General features: G+C 61.7%; 13 protein-coding genes. 8 read left to right on the top strand and 5 right to left on the bottom strand.

What is annotated here, in order from left to right:
- Positions 1 to 22: 22 nt before the first annotated feature.
- The 4 genes from sufC to HMPREF2980_RS03925 all read right to left on the bottom strand — a co-directional run bounded on the left by sufC (position 23) and on the right by HMPREF2980_RS03925 (position 4,601).
- Positions 23 to 781, bottom strand: coding sequence for a Fe-S cluster assembly ATPase SufC (sufC, locus tag HMPREF2980_RS03940; protein WP_005509109.1), 759 nt, complete (start codon positions 779 to 781; stop codon positions 23 to 25).
- Between the two features lie 19 nt (positions 782 to 800).
- Positions 801 to 2,075 (bottom strand): Fe-S cluster assembly protein SufD, encoded by a 1,275-nt coding sequence (sufD, locus tag HMPREF2980_RS03935; RefSeq protein WP_070690253.1) that lies wholly within the window; start codon positions 2,073 to 2,075, stop codon positions 801 to 803.
- On the bottom strand, positions 2,075 to 3,532 hold the full coding sequence (gene sufB / locus HMPREF2980_RS03930) for a Fe-S cluster assembly protein SufB (RefSeq protein WP_005506110.1): 1,458 nt from the start codon (positions 3,530 to 3,532) through the stop codon (positions 2,075 to 2,077). Before sufB ends, sufD begins: the two co-directional genes overlap by 1 nt.
- 220 nt (positions 3,533 to 3,752) lie before the next feature.
- On the bottom strand, positions 3,753 to 4,601 hold the full coding sequence (locus HMPREF2980_RS03925) for a helix-turn-helix transcriptional regulator (protein ID WP_049327159.1): 849 nt from the start codon (positions 4,599 to 4,601) through the stop codon (positions 3,753 to 3,755).
- 174 nt (positions 4,602 to 4,775) lie between these two features.
- Between HMPREF2980_RS03925 and HMPREF2980_RS03920 the strand changes: the two genes are divergently transcribed.
- The 8 genes from HMPREF2980_RS03920 (at position 4,776) to HMPREF2980_RS03885 (ending at position 15,634) form a co-directional block, all read left to right on the top strand.
- Positions 4,776 to 5,909 (top strand): ABC transporter ATP-binding protein, encoded by a 1,134-nt coding sequence (locus HMPREF2980_RS03920; RefSeq protein ID WP_070688065.1) that lies wholly within the window; start codon positions 4,776 to 4,778, stop codon positions 5,907 to 5,909.
- Positions 5,906 to 6,856 carry an ABC transporter permease gene (locus HMPREF2980_RS03915; protein ID WP_070688067.1) on the top strand — a complete coding sequence of 317 codons (951 nt, stop codon included), beginning with the start codon at positions 5,906 to 5,908 and terminating at the stop codon, positions 6,854 to 6,856. The genes HMPREF2980_RS03920 and HMPREF2980_RS03915 overlap by 4 nt, the downstream gene beginning before the upstream one ends.
- A gap of 685 nt (positions 6,857 to 7,541) precedes the next feature.
- Positions 7,542 to 9,644, top strand: coding sequence for a transketolase (tkt, locus tag HMPREF2980_RS03910; protein ID WP_070690251.1), 2,103 nt, complete (start codon positions 7,542 to 7,544; stop codon positions 9,642 to 9,644).
- 171 nt (positions 9,645 to 9,815) lie between these two features.
- Positions 9,816 to 10,916 (top strand): transaldolase, encoded by a 1,101-nt coding sequence (gene tal, locus HMPREF2980_RS03905; RefSeq protein ID WP_070506337.1) that lies wholly within the window; start codon positions 9,816 to 9,818, stop codon positions 10,914 to 10,916.
- 393 nt (positions 10,917 to 11,309) lie between these two features.
- Positions 11,310 to 12,857 (top strand): glucose-6-phosphate dehydrogenase, encoded by a 1,548-nt coding sequence (zwf, locus tag HMPREF2980_RS03900; RefSeq protein ID WP_070690249.1) that lies wholly within the window; start codon positions 11,310 to 11,312, stop codon positions 12,855 to 12,857.
- The gene (locus HMPREF2980_RS03895) at positions 12,854 to 13,840 is read left to right on the top strand and encodes a glucose-6-phosphate dehydrogenase assembly protein OpcA (protein WP_005506118.1); all 987 of its coding nucleotides are present in this window, start codon (positions 12,854 to 12,856) and stop codon (positions 13,838 to 13,840) included. Before zwf ends, HMPREF2980_RS03895 begins: the two co-directional genes overlap by 4 nt.
- Positions 13,833 to 14,927, top strand: coding sequence for a 6-phosphogluconolactonase (locus HMPREF2980_RS03890; protein WP_070688269.1), 1,095 nt, complete (start codon positions 13,833 to 13,835; stop codon positions 14,925 to 14,927). The genes HMPREF2980_RS03895 and HMPREF2980_RS03890 overlap by 8 nt, the downstream gene beginning before the upstream one ends.
- A gap of 362 nt (positions 14,928 to 15,289) precedes the next feature.
- Positions 15,290 to 15,634 (top strand): type II toxin-antitoxin system HicB family antitoxin, encoded by a 345-nt coding sequence (locus tag HMPREF2980_RS03885; protein ID WP_049347012.1) that lies wholly within the window; start codon positions 15,290 to 15,292, stop codon positions 15,632 to 15,634.
- A gap of 146 nt (positions 15,635 to 15,780) precedes the next feature.
- On the opposite strand, the gene HMPREF2980_RS03880 is transcribed toward HMPREF2980_RS03885, so the two are convergent.
- Positions 15,781 to 18,423 carry a hypothetical protein gene (locus HMPREF2980_RS03880; protein ID WP_070690247.1) on the bottom strand — a complete coding sequence of 881 codons (2,643 nt, stop codon included), beginning with the start codon at positions 18,421 to 18,423 and terminating at the stop codon, positions 15,781 to 15,783.
- Between the last annotated feature and the right edge of the window lie 341 nt (positions 18,424 to 18,764).

Below are 18,764 nucleotides of genomic sequence, written 5' to 3'. Positions count from 1 at the left end.
AGAATCCGGTAGGAGAAGAAGCTTACTTCTTACCCACGTAAGAAACGTAGCCCTCTTCTTCCAGGCGGTCAGCCAGCTCGGGGCCGCCCTGGTCAACCATCTTGCCGTCCACGAACACGTGCACGAACTGCGGCTTGATGTAGCGCAGGATGCGGGTGTAGTGGGTAATCAGCATGACGCCCATGTCGTTAGCCTCGTGCGCACGGTTCACGCCCTCAGACACGATCTTCAGTGCGTCAACGTCCAGACCGGAGTCGGTCTCATCCAGGATGCCGAACTTGGGCTTGAGCAGCTCCAGCTGAAGGATCTCGTGGCGCTTCTTCTCACCGCCGGAGAAGCCCTCGTTCACGTTACGTGCGATGAAGTCGGGGTCAATCTCCAGGTTCTTCATGGCTTCCTTAACGTCCTTGGTCCAGGTACGCAGGGAGGGAGCCTTGCCGTCCACAGCGGTCTTTGCGGAGCGCAGGAAGTTGGACATGGTCACGCCGGGGATCTCAACCGGGTACTGCATAGCCAGGAACAGGCCCGCGCGTGCACGCTCGTCCACGCTCATCTCGGTGATGTCCTCACCGTCGAGCAGGATCTGACCGGAGTCAACCTGGTACTTGGGGTGGCCAGCAATGGTGGAAGCCAGAGTGGACTTACCGGAACCGTTCGGGCCCATGATTGCGTGAATCTCGCCCGAGTTGATGGTCAGGTTAACGCCCTTCAGGATGGGCTTGGTGGTTTCGTCGTCGAGGATAACCGAGACGTGAAGGTCCTTGATTTCAAGAGTAGACATTGATTTCTCCTGGTAAAGCTTAGTTGTTGCTGAGGGCGAGCTCTGCCTCAAGGGCCTCGGTGAGCTGCTCTTCAAGTTCGGGAACACGAATCTGCTGAATGATCTCATTCAGGAAGCCGCGCACGACCAGACGGCGTGCCTCAGCCTCCGGAATACCGCGAGCCTGCAGGTACCACAGGTGCTGCTCATCGAGCTGGCCGGTGGTGGATGCGTGGCCGGCGCCCTCAATCAGGCCGGTCTCAATCTCCAGGTTCGGCACGGAGTCGGCGCGGGGGCCAACTTCCAGCAGCAGGTTACGGTTCAGCTCGTAGGTGTCGGTGCCTTCTGCATCCTTACCAATCAGAACGTCACCAACCCATACGGAGTGCGCACCCTTGCCCTGCAGCGCGCCCTTGTAGGTCACGCGGGACTTGCAGTTGGGTACGGAGTGGTCCACGAACAGGCGGGACTCAATGTGCTGACCTGCGTCTACGAAGTACAGGCCGTACATTTCAGTCTCAGCGCCGGGAGCGGTGAACTTGGTGGAGGGGGTCACGCGCACCAGGTCGCCGCCGAGGGACACCACAACGTGCTTGAAGCGTGCGTTGCGGCCCAGCTTAGCGTAGTGTGCGGAGGTGTGGATTGCGTCGTCAGCCCACTGCTGCACGGAAACAACGTTCAGCTCAGCCTCGTCGTTCACCACGAACTCAACGTTCTGTGCCAGGATGGTGGAGCCGGTGTGGCGCAGAACCACGACAGCCTTCGAGAAGGGCTTAGCCTCAATCACGATGTGCTGTGCGGCAGCCTCGTTGCCGGTGCCGGTGATGTCGATTTCCACGTGCTCAGCCAGTTCAGCTTCGGCGGGGATGGTCACCACGGTTGCTTCGGTGAAGCTGGACCACGCGTTCGCTGCCACGCGGTCCTCGGGGATACCTGCGGAGCCGATGCGTGCATCCTCGCGGGAGACGGTCTCAACCTGAACCTGCTCGGGTGTAGTGATCTGCGGTGCCGGTGCGGTGCCGGTCAGCTTCTCCAGGTGCAGGCCACCCAGACGCTTCAGCGGGGTGAAGCGCCAGTCCTCTTCACGACCGGTCAGGGGCGCGAAGTCCTCCACGTTGTAGGAGGTCTTACGCTCTGCACGGGATGCTTCGAGTACCTTCTGGACGTTGTTCGGGTTGGAGCCCTGGTGGTGTGCCTCGGTGGCGCGCATCAGGGTGTCATCGTGGGCGAACTCGGTGGCGAGCTTCTCGCCCTCCTGGTCCATGCCGGGGATGATCGGGGAGTGGTAACCCAGGGTTTCTTCGTTGGTCGGCATTAGCCCACAGATCCTTCCATCTGAAGTTCGATCAGGCGGTTCAGTTCGAGTGCGTACTCCATCGGCAGCTCACGGGCGATAGGCTCAACGAAGCCGCGGACAATCATCGCCATTGCTTCTTCTTCGCTCAGGCCGCGCTGCATCAGGTAGAACAGCTGGTCCTCGGAGACGCGGGAAACGGTCGCCTCGTGACCCATGGTCACATCGTCCTCGCGGACATCCACGTAGGGGTAGGTGTCGGAGCGGGAGATGGTGTCCACCAGCAGTGCGTCACAGACCACGGAGGACTTGGAGTGCTTAGCACCCTCACGCACCTGAACCAGGCCGCGGTAAGCGCTACGGCCGCCGTTACGTGCCACGGACTTGGACACAATGGTCGAGGAGGTGTTCGGTGCAATGTGAACCATCTTCGAACCGGTGTCCTGGTGCTGACCCTCACCCGCGAATGCGATGGACAGGGTCTCACCCTTAGCGTGCTCGCCGACCATGTAAACAGCCGGGTACTTCTGGGTGACCTTCGAACCGATGTTGCCGTCCACCCATTCCATGGTGGCGCCCTCGTGCGCAACCGCGCGCTTGGTCACCAGGTTGTAGACGTTGTTCGACCAGTTCTGGATGGTGGTGTAGCGAACGCGTGCGTTCTTCTTCAGCACAATCTCAACCACTGCGGAGTGCAGGGAGTCGGACTTGTAGATGGGGGCGGTGCAACCCTCAATGTAGTGAACGTAGGAGCCCTCGTCAGCGATAATCAGGGTGCGCTCGAACTGGCCCATGTTCTCGGTGTTAATACGGAAGTACGCCTGCAGCGGGATCTCCACGTGAACTCCCGGGGGAACGTACACGAAGGAGCCACCGGACCATACGGCGGTGTTCAGTGCGGAGAACTTGTTGTCACCAATCGGGATGATGGAGCCGAAGTATTCCTTGAACAGTTCGGGGTATTCGCGCAGACCGGTGTCGGTGTCGACGAAGATCACGCCCTGCTTCTCCAGGTCCTCACGGATCTGGTGGTACACGACCTCAGACTCGTACTGTGCAGCCACACCCGCGACGAGGGAGTTACGCTCCGCCTCGGGAATGCCCAGACGCTCGTAGGTGGTGCGGATGTCCTCGGGCAGTTCCTCCCAAGAAGCCGCCTGACCCTCGGTCGAGCGCACGAAGTACTTGATGTTGTCGAAGTCGATTTCGGAAAGATCCGCACCCCAGGTGGGCATGGGCTTACGCTCGAAGAACTTCAGCGCCTTCAGACGCATATCCAGCATCCACTGGGGTTCGTTCTTCTTCGCAGAGATGTCGCGCACGACGTTCTCGTCCAGGCCGCGCTTTGCTACCTGGCCTGCTTCGTCGGAGTCTGCCCAACCGTACTCGTAGTTGCCAATGCCCTCGAGTTCGGGGTTCATCTCCAGGATCTCTGAAATGACGGTGTCGTTGGCGTTCTGCCCAACTTTCTCAGTCATTACGGCCTTTCTTCGATGGTTATTACATTTCTCTCCGCCACCTGCCGGTTGCAGGCGCGGTAGTTTAGGGGGCTGATGCCGCGCTCGACCACGGCGTTTAACGTAGCGTGGGGCGGGCGGGTTCCAGCGTGCGGGTCGCAACCCTTTGGGGTTCATCGGGGTGCGCCGCGGGGTACTGCGGTGATTATTACGCGGAAGGTTTCTCTAGGAATAGGTTTCTCTAGGATTCTTCTGCGTTCTTCTCACCCTCGGCGGTGACGCGGTTCAGGGGCACGTGCGTGGTACACACGTGAGCACCCGAAGCCATGGTTGAAAGCCTACGGACATCAACGCCAAGCAGGTCAGAAATAATCCCGGTTTCCTGCTCGCAGAACACTTGGAAGTCTCCAGCGAGGTCGCGTACCGGGCAGTGCCCCTGACAGAGCTGAATACTTGCCAGAAAATGCTCGGGAACGGTCCGTCCTGCAGGAGGCGCGGTGACCTGAGCGGTCGCCACGAAACCGTCCTTACTCATTGCCTCTGCGAGCGCCTGCGCTCTGGCTGCCACGTCATCACCGGCGGCTTCTACGACGGGTCGGTAGCGGGCTTCCATTTCTGCGGCGCGGGCGGAGGCGAAAGCTTCGAGAGCTTCCTGCCCAACCGTGTCGCGGAGCATTTGCAGGGCGTCGCGGGCGATGATGAGGTAGTCGTTGCCGAGGCGTTCGTGGCCCTGGGGGGCGATCACGTAGCGGCGGGCGGGTCGTCCAGCTCCGGCGCCGTGCTTTTTGATGGGCGCGACCTCGATCATGTTGTTGGATTCGAGGGCGTCGAGGTGGCGGCGTACTGCTGCGGGGGTGAGGCTGAGGAGCTCACCGAGGGTTGCTGCGGATACGGGGCCGTTGTTGAGGACTTCGCGCAGGACGCGGTCCCTGGTGCGTTCTTCTGCCTCGGCTTTGCGCTTGGATGTGCGTGCCGCGGAGGACTTTGTACTGGAAGCACCAGTAGAGCCCGAGGCGGCGGTTCGGGTGCCGTTTCGGGTCTGCGCCTCGTTCGTTGAGGCGCGCTGAGGGGTCTTATTCACGGAATACACAAATAAAGTATGTCCTAATTAGTTTTTCTTTGGCTAGTTAGGTACCCCTACTTGCTAACTTTTCTACCTTAAAGTGAACTTTTGAGTCGTAACGGGCGTGCCTTGAACGTGAGTTAGGGCATAAGATGAAGGGGTACACACGCTCATCAGCGAAAAAATCGAAAGTGACTGTCTATGGAGACCACCACCGCGGGCCAGCAGGACCACCCTGGGCGTGCATCCGCCGCGCCAACGGCACACGCTGAGCACCACACGGAGCCCAGCGCCTCCCCCACCGCACGACGACGCATCATCACCGAAGAACCGGCGCTCAGCATTAAAGACCTCATCAAAGAGTTCAAACCCTCACGCGCCTTCCGCACCAAATACCCCGAACGGCTCACCGCCAGCGGGCTCTACCGCGCCGTCAACAAGGTCAACCTGCGCGTCTTCCCCGGTGAGGTGGTCGTCCTCCTCGGAGCTAACGGTGCCGGTAAAACCACGACCCTCGCCTGCGCCCAGGGCCTACTCAAACCCACCCGCGGTACCGTGCGCCTACTCGGAGAAAACCCGCTGCAGGCAGACCCGGAGCTGCGCGCCAAGGTCGGCATTATGCTCCAGGACGGCGGCCTGCCCAACGCCATGCACCCCATTCCGCTACTCGAGCACATCTCGACCATGTACACCGACCCGTACCCGGTCGAAGAGCTTGCAGAACGCCTCGGCATTGATGCCTTCAACGGCACCACGATTCGCCGCCTCTCGGGTGGTCAGAAACAGCGCGTCTCCCTCGCCGCCGCCCTCATCGGTCGCCCGGACGTGCTCTTCCTCGACGAGCCCTCCGCGGGCCTGGACCCGCAATCCCGCAACGTCGTCTTCGACATCATTCGTGAACAGCGTGAACTTGGCACCGCAATCGTGCTCACCACGCACCTGATTGATGACGCGCAGAAGCTCGCCGATTACGTCTACATCATTGAAAACGGCGCCACGGTTCAGGAAGGTACCGTCTCCGAGCTCATCGCCAGCGACGGCACGAACCGCCTGCAGTACACACTGGATGCACCCACCCCCACCCGTGAGCAACTGCTGCCCGCACATCTGCGTGCCGGTGTGGAGCTCATCGAGAAGGTGCCCTACACCCCGGCTCGTGACGGCGCACCCTCCGTGCCCGGCGCGTATGAGCTGGTCGGCGCACTACGCCCCGAGCACCTGGCGGCGTTCACCTCAGCGCTCGCCGAACGTTACCTCATGCCGATTTCTCTCACCATGGAACCGAAGACTCTTGAGGATGTCTTCCTCGACATTTCAGGACGTGATATCCGATGAGCAACACCGCACGCACTAACAACAACCGGGCGGCCAACAACCGGGCAACAGAAAACCAAGTAAAAGAAAAGCCTGCAGAAGAGAGCCGAGCGGAAGGGAACCGAATGGAAGAACGCGCCGCGAACACCCGTTCCGCCGTAGACACCCGCCCCAAGGTCTCTTCTATTGACGAAGATGAGGAGTACATTCCCCCGCGCGCGAACTACCCGCTCGTGCGCGTCATTGAGCAGGGCCGCTACGAGACGATGGCGATGCTCCGCAACGGCGAACAGCTGATGCTCAACATTATTTTTCCCGTCATGGCGCTTATCGCCCTGCGGTTCACCGGCCTGATCGATGAGTACGCGAACTCGGTGGGAGTATCCCGCATGGATGCGGCGGTCCCCGGCGTTCTGGCGCTCTGCGTGATTTCTACGGCGCTGTCCGGTCAGGGCATTGCCACCGGTTTTGATCGCCGCTACGGCGTGCTGCGGTTCCTTGCGACCACTCCCCTGGGCCGTAACGGTCTGATCATGGGCAAGTGCATTGCGGTGCTGGTGGTCGTGGCGATTCAGTTCACGCTGGTTGCGGCGCTCGGGTACGGTCTGGGCTGGCGCCCGGACGCTATCGCCGTCTCGCGCTCCATCATCACGATGCTCATGGGTGCCGGCGCGTTTACGGCGCTGGGTCTGCTCATTGCCGGTACGGTGCGCGCGGAGGCGACCCTCGCCATCGTGAATATTGCCTGGGTGATTCTTGCCGGTGCCGGCGGCGTGGTGTTCCCGCTCAAGTCCTTCCCCGACTGGTACGCCGGAATCGTGGCGTGGTCGCCCTCAGCGGCTCTGGGTGACGCGTTGCGCGGCAACTTCATTCAGCATCAGTGGCTCGCCGACCCGCACTGGGTACTCATCGTGTGGACCGTGGTCATTGGGTTTATTGCCTCGCGCAAGTTCAAGTGGTCTGACTAGTATCAACCTGGCAGGCAGCGCTTTTCGCGCATACAGCTAAAGCAACTGCAGGTTAAAAAGGCGGGCGCCGGATATGTTTCCGACCATATCCGGCGCCCATTCATATAACACAAACCTTTAGCCTCAATCACGCACAAAGTGCACGGTCAGAGACTAAAAGAAAGCACCCTCCTCCAGAACCTTTTATCTCACCACCACAGTAAGATAATCGACGGTTCTTACGCGGAGGAGGGGCTTCAATCACCGAGATGCAGACCGACCCAACCACTGTTTCGGTCTGCAACCTTCCTGCTCAACCTTAACATGAGCTTCACCACTTACACAAAAATTGTTACGTTACTGAACAATATTCAGCGCATAGCTCAGAAACACAGCTCAAACGTGCACCGCGAAATCCGCGGAGCCCGCGTTGTAGCGTCGCTTTTTCTCCATCTCAGCCCCGTATCACCCTGTGAATGTCTGCATTCACACACCGGATACTTCCGCCCAGTGAACTATCCTGTTAAAACGAAAGGGTCGAAACAACTCTCCGGACGCCCCGCGCACAGCACCCCGTGTGCCCCGCACCTACCCGGGTGCCTACCGGCGCGGGAATAAGCGCCACCGAAGGCACGTTACACCCGACGGACAGCGCGCTAGCACAAGCCTGCTGGCGCATCCACTCACGTTGTGAAAGGACACCCACGTGGCAGAGAACTTCCAGTGGACAGAAACCGACCAGCGCGCCGTAGATACCGCACGTATCCTCGCCGCAGACGCCGTAGAAAAGGTCGGATCCGGCCACCCCGGCACCGCAATGAGCCTGGCGCCGGTCGCCTACCTGCTCTTCCAGAAGGTCATGAACCAGGATCCCTCCGACGACCGCTGGGAAGGCCGTGACCGCTTCATCCTCTCCCCCGGCCACACCTCCCTCACCCTGTACACTCAGCTGTTCCTCGGCGGCTACGGCCTCGAAATGAGCGACCTGGAAGCCCTGCGCACCTGGGGTGCCCTCACCCCCGGCCACCCCGAATACAAGCACACCAAGGGCGTAGAAATCACCACCGGCCCGCTCGGCCAGGGCCTGGCCTCCGCCGTTGGTTTCGCCTACGCACAGCGTCGTATGCGCGGCATGTTCGACCCCGAAGCAGCACCGGGCACCTCCCCCTTCGACCACCACGTCTACGTCATCGCCTCCGAAGGTGACGTGCAGGAGGGCGTGACCGCCGAAGCCAGCGCGCTTGCGGGCCACCAGGAGCTCGGCAACCTGATCGTCGTCTGGGACCGCAACCACATCTCCATTGAGGAAGACACCGACGTTGCCTTCACCGAGGACGTAGCAAAGCGCTACGAGTCCTACGGTTGGGATGTTCAGCGCGTGGACTGGACCCGCACCGGCGACTACGTTGAGGATGTCGCAGAACTGTACGCCGCTATTGAGCGTGCAAAGGCTGTCACCGACAAGCCCTCCTTCATTGAGCTGCGCACCATCATCGGCTACCCCGCCCCCACCAAGCAGAACACCGGCGCAGTGCACGGCTCCAAGCTCGGTGCTGAAGAGGTTGCCGCAACCAAGGAACTGCTCGGCTTCGACCCCGCCAAGAGCTTCTTCATCGAGGAGAACGTCCTGGCGCACACCCGCCAGCTCGTTGAGCGCGGCGCAGCGGCACACAAGGCATGGGACGAGAAGTTCGAGGCGTGGGCTAAGGCTAACCCCGAGCGCGCCGAACTGTACAAGCGCCTCGTCGCAGGCGAACTGCCCGCAGACTACAAGGCTGCCTTCCCCGTGTTCGAGGCTGGCACCTCCGTGGCAACCCGCGCGGCATCCGGCACCGTCATCAACGCTATTGCTGACACCTTCCCCGAACTGTGGGGTGGCTCCGCTGACCTCGCCGGCTCGAACCTGACCACCATCAAGGGTGCAGAGTCCTTCAACCCGGCATCGCACAGCACCGAAGACTGGACCGCGAACCCCTACGGTCGCGTGCTGCACTTCGGTATTCGTGAGCAGGCTGCCGCAGCCATCGTCAACGGCATCGTGCTCTCCTCCCCGACCCGCGCGTTCTCGGGCACCTTCTTCGTGTTCTCCGACTACCAGCGTCCGGCTGTTCGTCTCTCCGCGCTGATGGGCGTTCCCGCACTGTACGTGTGGACCCACGACTCCATTGGTGTGGGCGAGGACGGCCCCACCCACCAGCCGATCGAGCACCTCTCCTCTCTGCGCGCTATCCCCGGCTTCGACGTGGTTCGCCCCGCGGACGCTAACGAAACCGCCGTCGCATGGCGCACCATCCTGGAGAAGTCCGACCGCCCCGCAGGTATCGTGCTCTCCCGTCAGAACCTGCCCGTCTGGGCTCGTGAAGACGTGCACGCAGACGCTGAGGGTGAGAAGTTCGCTTCCGCTGAGGGCACCGCACGCGGCGGCTACATCATGGCTGACACCGAGGGCACCCCGGACGTCATCCTGATCGCTACCGGCTCCGAGGTTGAGCTCGCTGTTCAGGCTCGCGCAACCCTCGCAGAGCAGGGCATCGCGGCTCGCGTGGTCTCCATGCCCTCGCGTGAGTGGTTCGCTGAGCAGGACGCAGAGTACCGCGAGTCGGTTCTGCCCTCCTCGGTTGTAGCCCGCGTCTCCGTCGAGGCTGGCCTGGCGATGAGCTGGTACGACCTGCTCGGCACCGCCGGCCGCGCCGTATCCATCGAGCACTTCGGTGCATCCGCCGATGCGAAGACCCTGTACCGCGAATTCGGTATCACTGCGGAGGCTGTCGTGGCCGCCGCTAAGGATTCCATCGACGCCGCTAAGTAGGCAGTAACAACGCCGCGGTAACTGCCGCGCACACTGCGCTCCCCCTGTACGGGTGGGGTGCGGACGCAACGGGTAGGCTCCGGCTGACCGCTCAGCCGGAGCCTCCCGCCGCCCAGAAGATTTCACTGATATCTCAAATTTCAATTTCGACAAAGAATCGAAGGTTTTCACATGTCTGAGTCCACTCAGAAGCTTTCCGACGCCGGCGTCTCCATCTGGCTTGACGACCTCTCCCGTGAGCGTCTGACCAGCGGCAACCTCGCCGAACTCATCAAGACCCACAACGTCGTCGGTGTGACCACCAACCCCACCATCTTCGCTGGTGCGCTCTCCAAGGGCGCCGCATACGCTGAGCAGATGCGTGAGCTTGCCGCCGCCGGCGCAAGCGTTGAAGAGGCAGTCTTCGCCGCAACCTGCGACGACGTGCGCGCAGCCTGCGACGTGTTCGCACCCGTCTACAAGGCATCCAACGGTTTTGACGGCCGCGTCTCCATCGAGGTTGACCCCCGCCTGGCACGCGACGCCGAAGGCACCGCCAAGATGGCACGTGAACTCTACGAGCGCGTGGGCCGCGAAAACGTCATGATTAAGATCCCCGCAACCCAGGAAGGCCTGCGCCCCATCGCGGAAACCCTGGCTGCTGGCATCAGCGTGAACGTGACTCTGATCTTCTCCCTGACCCGCTACCGCGAGGTCATCAACGCCTACATGCTCGGCCTGGAGCAGGCGCTGGAGAACGGTAAGGACCTGTCCACCATCCACTCGGTCGCATCCTTCTTCGTCTCCCGCGTAGACACCGAAATCGATGCACGCCTCGAAGCTGCCGGCGGCGACGCTGTGCAGCTCAAGGGCAAGGCAGGCCTGGCAAACGCACGCCTCGCCTACGAGGTGTTCGAGGAAATGTTCTCCTCCGAGCGTTGGGCACGCCTGCAGGCACACGGCGCAAACGTACAGCGCCCGCTGTGGGCATCCACCGGTGTGAAGGACCCCTCGCTGCCGGACACCCTGTACGTCACCGGCCTGGTCGCACCCAACACCGTGAACACCATGCCCGAGGCAACCCTGAACGCTGTTGCCGATCACGGCGAGGTTACCGGCAACACCATCGTGCCGAACTACTCCGAGTCCAACAACGTTCTGGACGCTATCTCCGTTCACGTCTCCTACCCGGAGGTCGTGGAAAAGCTCGAGGTTGAGGGCCTGTCCAAGTTCGACGTCTCCTGGGAAGAGCTGCTGCAGACCGTCCGCGAGGCACTCGAGCAGGCTAAGTAAAACCAGGCGACACAGCCGAATCTACAGCTGCTGAAATTCGGAAGCCACTGAAGTTCAGCAGCCGCTGAAATATAGCGCATGACCAATGCGTTCCCGGTGTGCACCACCCGACGCACACCAACCGATATGCACGCCCAACATATTGTGGGCACAGCACCAATCCGCCGGGATTCTCGTAGAGATTCTGACCGGGATTTTCGCCAGGGTTCCCGCAGGGCTTCACCGCCCGGGGCGTCCCAGGGAATCTCGGCGAATTAGGGTGCCACTGAGACAATCCCGTCAAAACCGGTACAATACAGGGTACACACCTTCCAGAATGCGGCATCGCCTCCGCGCGACAAGGTACGAACCGCGCGCCGCACGAACCAACCAAGGCAATCAAAGGAATATATTGTGACTATCGGTCATGAAGCGAACCCCCTCAGGGACACTCGCGACCGCCGCATTACCCGCATTGCGGGGCCGTCCGCGCTCGTCTTCTTTGGCGTAACCGGTGACCTGGCCCGCAAGAAGCTGCTTCCGGCAGTGTATGACCTCATGAACCGCGGTTTGCTCCCCCCGAGCTTCGGCCTTGTCGGCTTCGGCCGCCGCCCCTGGAGCGATGACGATTTCCGTTCCTACGTACGCGAATCCGTTGAAGCACACGCCCGTACCCCCTTCCGCGAAGACGTATGGAACCAGTTCCAGCAGGGCATGCGATTCGTCGTAGGTGCCTTTGACGACGACGCAGCCTATGAACAGCTCAAGAGCACCCTTGCCGAACTCGACGAGCGTGGTGCTCACGGCAACCACGCCTTCTACTTGTCGATTCCCCCGAAGGCATTCGAGCAGGTCCTCACCAAGCTCGCCGAACACGACCTCGCATCGCGCGATAACGACACCGTCAACCCCGTCGACGGTTGGCGCCGCGTGGTCATTGAGAAGCCCTTCGGTCACAACCTTGAAAGCGCACGCGAACTGAACTCCATCGTGGAAGCAGTCTTCCCGCCCGACGCCGTGTTCCGCATCGACCACTACCTGGGCAAGGAAACCGTGCAGAACATCCTGGCGATGCGTTTCTCCAACCAGATGTTCGAACCGCTCTGGAACTCCAACTACGTTGACCACGTCCAGATCACCATGGCTGAAGACATCGGCATCGGCTCCCGCGCAGGCTACTACGACGGCGTGGGTGCGGCCCGCGACGTCATCCAGAACCACCTGCTGCAGCTGCTCGCCCTCACCGCCATGGAAGAGCCCCTCAGCCTCGACGCAAAGCACCTGCGCGCCGAGAAAGCGAAGGTCCTCGAAGCAGTCCGCATCGACGACCTGCCGAACTCCTTCGCGCTCGGCCAGTACGCCGCAGGCTACCAGGGCGGCGAGCACGTCAACGGCTTCTTCGACGAAAACGACATCCCCGCAGACTCCCGCACCGAAACCTTCGCAGCGCTGAAGGTGTCCATCGCAAACCGCCGCTGGGAAGGCACCCCCTTCTACCTGCGCGCCGGCAAGCGCCTGGGCCGCCGAGTCACCGAAATCGCCGTGGTCTTCAAGAAGTCCTCCGACCGTCTCTTCGGCGAACGTGAAAACCCGCAGGTCGGCCAGAACGCCATCGTCATCCGCGTGCAGCCCGACGAAGGCATGACCATCCGATTCTCCGCGAAGGTGCCCGGCACACAGATGGAAATCCGCGACGTCAACATGGACTTCGGCTACGGCCACTCCTTCACCGAAGAGTCCCCCGAAGCCTACGAACGCCTCATCCTGGACGTTCTGCTCGGCGAGCCGCCGCTGTTCCCCCGCCACGAAGAAGTTGAGCTCTCCTGGAAGATCCTCGACCCCTTCGAAGAGTACTGGGAAGAAAACCGCATTAAGCCTGAACCCTACGAGTCCGGTTCGTGGGGTCCGCGTTCAGCACACGAGATGCTTGAGCGTGACAACCGCGCTTGGAGGCGCCCGTGATCTCGCACCTGCATAACACCACCGTTTCCGCCATCAACAAGGAACTGAGCCACCTGACTGCCGCCAACGGTAGCCTCAGCAGCGGACGAGTACTCACCCTCGTTGTTCTCGCGGAAAAGGGCCACTCCCGCGAAGCAATGCGCGCCGCAATTCGTGCCTCCCACGAACACCCGAGCCGCATTATTGTGCACATCTCTCACGACCCGCTCGACCCGGACCAGCTGGATGCAGAAATCCACCTCGGCGGCGACACCGGCGCATCCGAGATGATTGTTCTGCGCGGCTGGGGTAGCGCATCCCGCCCGACCGAAGCACTGATCTCCGGTCTGTTGCTGCCGGACTCCCCGATTGTGGTCTGGTGGCCGCACTCGGTGCCCGAGAACCCGGCACAGCACTCCATCGGTCGTATCGCGCAGCGTCGCATTACCGACTCTGCACGCGCCGACGACCCGAAGGAAGCGCTGCGCAAGCTCACCGACGTATTCCGTGCAGGCGACACCGACCTGGCATGGACCCGCCTCACCCTGTGGCGCACCCAGCTGGCGGCGCTCATGGAGCAGATGCCTTCCTCCCCCGTACGCCGCGTGGTTGTGTGGGGTTCGAGCAAGTCCCCGTCCGTGGTGCTACTCGGTACGTGGCTCGGCTGGAAGCTTGAAGCGCCCGTACACCTCGCCACCATCGGCGCGGCAAACCGTGGCCTGTACCGCGTCAGCATTGAGCGTGAAGACGGTTCCGTGACGATGTTCCGCCCCGGCATTTCCGTGGCGACCATCTCCACCCCGTACGCGCCCGATCAGCAGATTGCGCTGCCGGTGCGTACCCTCGCCGAGTGTATCTCTGAGGAGCTGCGCCGCCTCGACCCGGACGACACCTACGGTGACGTGCTGAAGCAGGCGCTGTGCACCGTAACCCTCGTGGACGATACCTGCCAGCCTGAAGACATGCTGGATCTCGAAGAATACCCGGAGGTTTTCGATGCCTAAGATTCAGAACATGGGCGCATCCACCCCCACCCTGGTGGCGCACCCGACCCGCGACGCTCTCGCAGCGGACGCGGTGACCCGCATCCTCGACATCATTGAGCACGTGCTCTCTGAGCGCACGATCGCCCACATTTCGCTGACCGGCGGCACGATGGGTATCGCCACTTTGAAGGCGTGGGCTGAGAACGAGCGCGTGAAGGATATCGACTGGTCCCGCGTGCACTTCTGGTTCTCCGATGAGCGTTTCGTACCCGAGCGTAGCCCCGAACGTAATGACGGTCAGGCTATTGAGGTGCTGCTCGCTCCCCTGCTGTCGCACGGCCTGGTCGTGGGCAATGTGCACCGCATGGGTCCGTCCGATATTTTCACCGGTCTTGAGGCTGCGGCTGAGCACTACGCCTTTGAGATGCGCGACTACGCCGGTTCTGCACCGGCTGTGAGCGTGCAGATGCCCGAGGGCGCAACCGAACTGCCGCTGGCTGGCGGTCACGGTGGCGGCGCAGGTCACGAGCACGGCGGCTCCGGCGGCTGTGGTTGTGGTGGCGGCGGTTGCGGCTCTTCCGCACCCGAGCAGTCCATCGAAGAGACCACTCTCGAAGACTTTGACGCTGAGGCTGCTGAGCCCGCAGGTGGTTGCGGATGCGGCGGCGGAGGCTGCGGTGGTGGCGGTGGCGGCCAGTGGCCCGCACCGGTCTTTGACATCACCCTGCTGGGCATGGGCCCGGACGGTCATATTGCTTCCCTGTTCCCGGGCCGTAAGCAGGTTCTGCTGGGTACCGGTCTGCCGGAGGATCCAGTTGAGGGCGGTAAGGCTGTGACCGTGATGGTTTCTGATTCGCCGAAGCCGCCGGCTGAGCGCGTGTCGGTGACCCTGCCGATTATCAATAATTCGCGTCACGTGTTCTTCCTCATCACCGGTGAGGATAAGCAGGATGCGACCAGCCGCCTGCTAGCTGGCGCGAAGCTGGACGCTGAGGACCTGAACGCGGAGCTGCTGCTGGAAACCCCGGCGGTGGGTGCACGCGGTAAGAAGCAGACCCTGATTTTTGCAACCGAGGAGTCGCTGGCTCCTGAGAACCGCCCGTAAGGTTCGGTTCTGAACTGCATCAACAAAAGAGTGGAGCCCCGGATAGTTTCGACTACCCGGGGCTTTTCTCTATGGTTTTATACCACCCCGAATGGTACTAGAAGTGGTACTATAAAGTATGCCGAGTATTGAAGATTTAGTTGCGAAGATGGCCTCCAGCCCTCAAAACGTTACTTTCACTCAACTTCAAAAGGTATGCACCCATTTCTTTGGAGCGCCGCGTATCCGCGGATCTCACCACTACTACAGCACCCCCTGGCATGGTGACCCTATTGTCAACATTCAACAGGGAAACTCCGGTAAAGCAAAGAAATACCAAGTCAAGCAGGTTCTAACTGCCATTCGAAAACTGGAGAATAACGATGACTAGTACTCTCCCCCGCCAAGAGCTCTACACCTACCGCGTCGAGTGGTCTGAAGACGACCAGGAATTCGTCGGAACCGTAGCCGAATTTCCCAGCCTCTCATACCTGGCCCCAACTTCTACCGAGGCATTCGAAGGTATCCGAGAAGTCGTCGCCGACACCCTCGAAATTCTTGAAGAAGACGGCCGCGAGGCACCCGAACCGTTCTCTCTGCGTTCCTTCTCAGGACGATTCAACTTGCGTGTTTCACCGCAATTGCATCGTCGTCTGGTTCAGCAGGCAGCGCTTTCTCACCAGAGCCTGAACCAGTACGTGAGCCAACAGCTCGAAGCAGTCGCCTAAGTAAGCCAGTACATCTTCATCATCCGACGAAGATTCCAAAATGTTATGACATGACAAAAGAGTGGAGCCCCGGATAGAAATCTATCCGGGGCTCCACTCTTTGCTACGCCCGCCTACTATTCAGCAGCGGCAGGATTCTGCGGCTTCTATTTCTTCAGCTGCTGTTCCTGAGGCTCCTGTTCCTGGGCCTGCTCCGCTTCGTTCTCGAAGCCCACGTACAGTGCCGCCAGCGACGGAATCGTCGCCTCCAGCACCTCCTGCGCCTCCTCAGCGGTCGGGGCGAGCTTCGCGCCGGTCAGCTGCAGGTACTCGCGCACCGTCATAGGCTGCGCCCAGTCAAAGTGCTCACGCACGGCAGTAATGTTCGCGCCAGACTGCAGCACGTTAATACCGTGAGCAAGACCAATATCCGTCACCTTCACGATGGCGTCGGTCTCCTCCGGGATGTCGTACGGGTCGCGGTTCTGCAGGTCCACGATGAACGGCAGTACGCCGCGGCTCTCAGCGCGCAAGGTGAACTTGGTGTGCACCTGGCTCACCTCGTGCACCTCGCCCACGCCCACGGCGGGAACCACCATGAAGCCCGCCTGCAGGTCGTTCACCGCGGCCAGGGTGTGTGCCTCCCCGAAGCCGGAGTACAGCTGCACCACCGGCACGAGGTAGCACACCTCCGCCTTGAGCGCCTTGCGAGCCTCAATGTCGATGTACTCCCAGGCGCCGCCGGTACCGTCCGTAATGTCGCCGGAGTGGTGCGCGTAAATGGCGCCCTGGCTGTTTTTCACGGTCTGCGACCAGTAGCTGATCTTGTCCATGTAGTTGCCTTCGGCATCGAACATCATCAGCGACAGGTCAATGTCCACGCCCTCATCCCAGAAGCAGAAGAGGCGAATCACGCCGGTGGGCGGCAGGTGCACCGTCGAGGTGTTGTAGCGGCCCATACCGTCCAGGGAGGGGCGGGCACTGCGTGTGTTCAGCGGCATAATCGTATCACCCACCTGCTCGGGCAGGTAGATGCTGGTCTCGGCAAGACGGCCGGACAGGCCAATCTCGACCAGGCGCTCCAGCAGGTCCAGCACGACCGGGCTGTACTCGCGCGCCGGAATCATGGTGGCGATACCGGTCTTGGACAGGTTCATGCGCTGCGGGGCGGCAGGCTGAGTCTTCTGAGCGGACGCCGCGCGGCGCTCCTCGCGCTGGCTCGCGGCAGGTTCGGAACCGACCGGGATAGAAGGCAGCGGGTTCTCCGGGCCGGAATTATCCCCAAAGAACGAGCCCAACGGGTTCGGGATACCCGCGTTCTGCATGAGGTTCTGAACCCTCGCGACGCCCTCCGGGTTGCGGCGCGCATAGTCAGCCATCTCCCGGTCCTCCTGCACCGCCACCGGGTTGGCGGGGCGCTCCTTCGGCGGGTTCGCGAGCGCGTTACGCTGCAGGGTCACCAGGTTGCGAATCTGCACCAGGATGGGTGCGGAAACGCGCGGTGCCACGGCGGCGAACGCGTCAAAGATGACCTGCTGGCCGGGGCTCGGTGCGGTATCGATGCCGTAGCGAGGCGCTTCGAAAGCATCCAGGGCGCGCACCAGCTGGCGTACAAACACGCCGGGGCGGGTCGAGAGCAGACGTGCCACGTTCTGCGCATCCCGGGTTGCGTAGGCGCGGTCCACCAGCGACTCGAAGCTGTACACCTCGCCGCGGTACAGGTCGTCAGCCCAGCGGCTCAGCGCGGTCAGTGACGGGTAGTCGCCGGGGTGAACCGCCTTGACGAGGCGCTTGTACATCTCTGCATTGGGCGCGCTGTCGTAGCGGGCACCGACCGGGTCAGCTTCCAGCACCCGGTTGAGCAGGTGCGCGATGCGGGTGCGTTCGCTACGGCGCAGCTTCAGGCGCGGCGCGATGCTCAGGCTCAGGTCGCCCACCGTGCCGTTGAAACGCAGGCGCGAGTAGGCGGCGGCGAGGGCGAGCGCCTCCTTCATGGTGTACAAGTGCTCAGCGTCTTCGGGGTGCAGGCATGCGGCGATGAACACGCGGTTCTCGCGGCTGGTGTTCTCCGGTCGGGCAGCTGGCAGGGCGTCATGCTGGGCGAGGAAGCGGCGCAGCGCCACCAGGTCGCGCTGGTCGGTCTGGTTGTATACCTGCTGCTGGCCGAGCAGCTGCTGGTAGAGGGCACCCGCCATGATTAGGGCGTTCTGCACGCCGCTGACCATCTGCAGGGGTCGGCGGTTGCGTTCCATACCGATGAGGTTGGTGCGGCTCAGCGGCTGCTGCCACTCGTAGGGCACGTAGTTCTCGGGCAGACCGCCAACGATGCGCTCCGTGCCGTCCGGGTTGTAGTACGGGTTGGAGAGGTAGTGCATGATCTGCTCGGTGTAGCGCTGCTCCTCGGTGAGCGTCAGGGCGCGCAAATCAAAGTCGCGGCGGAACACGCGGCCGGGGCGGTACCCGTACTCGTAGGACCAGATGGTCAAGAACAGGGCAAATTCGTTGGTGCTGACCTTCAACGCCTGGGCGAGGGATTCCTCGCTGAGGGTCAGACCGCAATTGCTCAGGGCGGACACTCGCCCCAGGTCGGTGTCGAATACACCGGCCTGGTGCCGCTCATTAATGCTCGAGTAGTTCGAGCGGTAGTAGGGGCCGTACAGGTCGGTGAAGACGTACACGCCGTAGCGGCGCATCAGGATGAGGCGCACGAGGGGGCTGAGGCCCTCGGGCGCTTCGCCGTGAAGGTAGGCGGATTCGTCGAAGTAGGGTGATTCCTGCAGGTAGGGGGATGCGTCGTAGGGAGTGGTCACGGGTCGTCCTTTCCGTTGGTCTCACCCGGCTGTCACCGTCGGTGGTGTGTCTATGTTCTTATCGTAGCGGCGTGGGTGCGGGTTGTCGCTGGGTTTGGTCATCGGTGACCTGCGGGGGTGTGTATTCGCGGGGCAACAGGCGGTTACGTCATTCCGTGCGGGGCTCGCCAGTCATCTGCGCCCCGTCATCGTGGTGGGAACGGGGGTTAAAAGAAAAATGGCGGGAAGCGAAGAATCCGACAAATATAAGAAAAAGATATTTCAGAAAGTAGGACTCTTCATGATCCGCCATTACTTATAGAGTACTCCCGCCCCGCGACGGTGGTCAAGCCGTTTCGTCA

This window comes from Rothia sp. HMSC076D04 (genome assembly GCF_001814645.1).
GTDB lineage: Bacteria > Actinomycetota > Actinomycetes > Actinomycetales > Micrococcaceae > Rothia > Rothia mucilaginosa.
Note: the sequence above shows the minus strand (reverse complement) of the source record. Positions and strands in the feature narration are given on the sequence as shown.

Coding starts and splice junctions, on each gene's coding strand:
- sufC (WP_005509109.1), bottom strand. CDS start 781: ATGTCTACTCTTGAAATCAAGGACCTTCACGTCTCGGTTATCCTCGAC.
- sufD (WP_070690253.1), bottom strand. CDS start 2,075: ATGCCGACCAACGAAGAAACCCTGGGTTACCACTCCCCGATCATCCCC.
- sufB (WP_005506110.1), bottom strand. CDS start 3,532: ATGACTGAGAAAGTTGGGCAGAACGCCAACGACACCGTCATTTCAGAG.
- HMPREF2980_RS03920 (WP_070688065.1), top strand. CDS start 4,776: ATGGAGACCACCACCGCGGGCCAGCAGGACCACCCTGGGCGTGCATCC.
- HMPREF2980_RS03915 (WP_070688067.1), top strand. CDS start 5,906: ATGAGCAACACCGCACGCACTAACAACAACCGGGCGGCCAACAACCGG.
- tal (WP_070506337.1), top strand. CDS start 9,816: ATGTCTGAGTCCACTCAGAAGCTTTCCGACGCCGGCGTCTCCATCTGG.
- HMPREF2980_RS03890 (WP_070688269.1), top strand. CDS start 13,833: ATGCCTAAGATTCAGAACATGGGCGCATCCACCCCCACCCTGGTGGCG.
- HMPREF2980_RS03885 (WP_049347012.1), top strand. CDS start 15,290: ATGACTAGTACTCTCCCCCGCCAAGAGCTCTACACCTACCGCGTCGAG.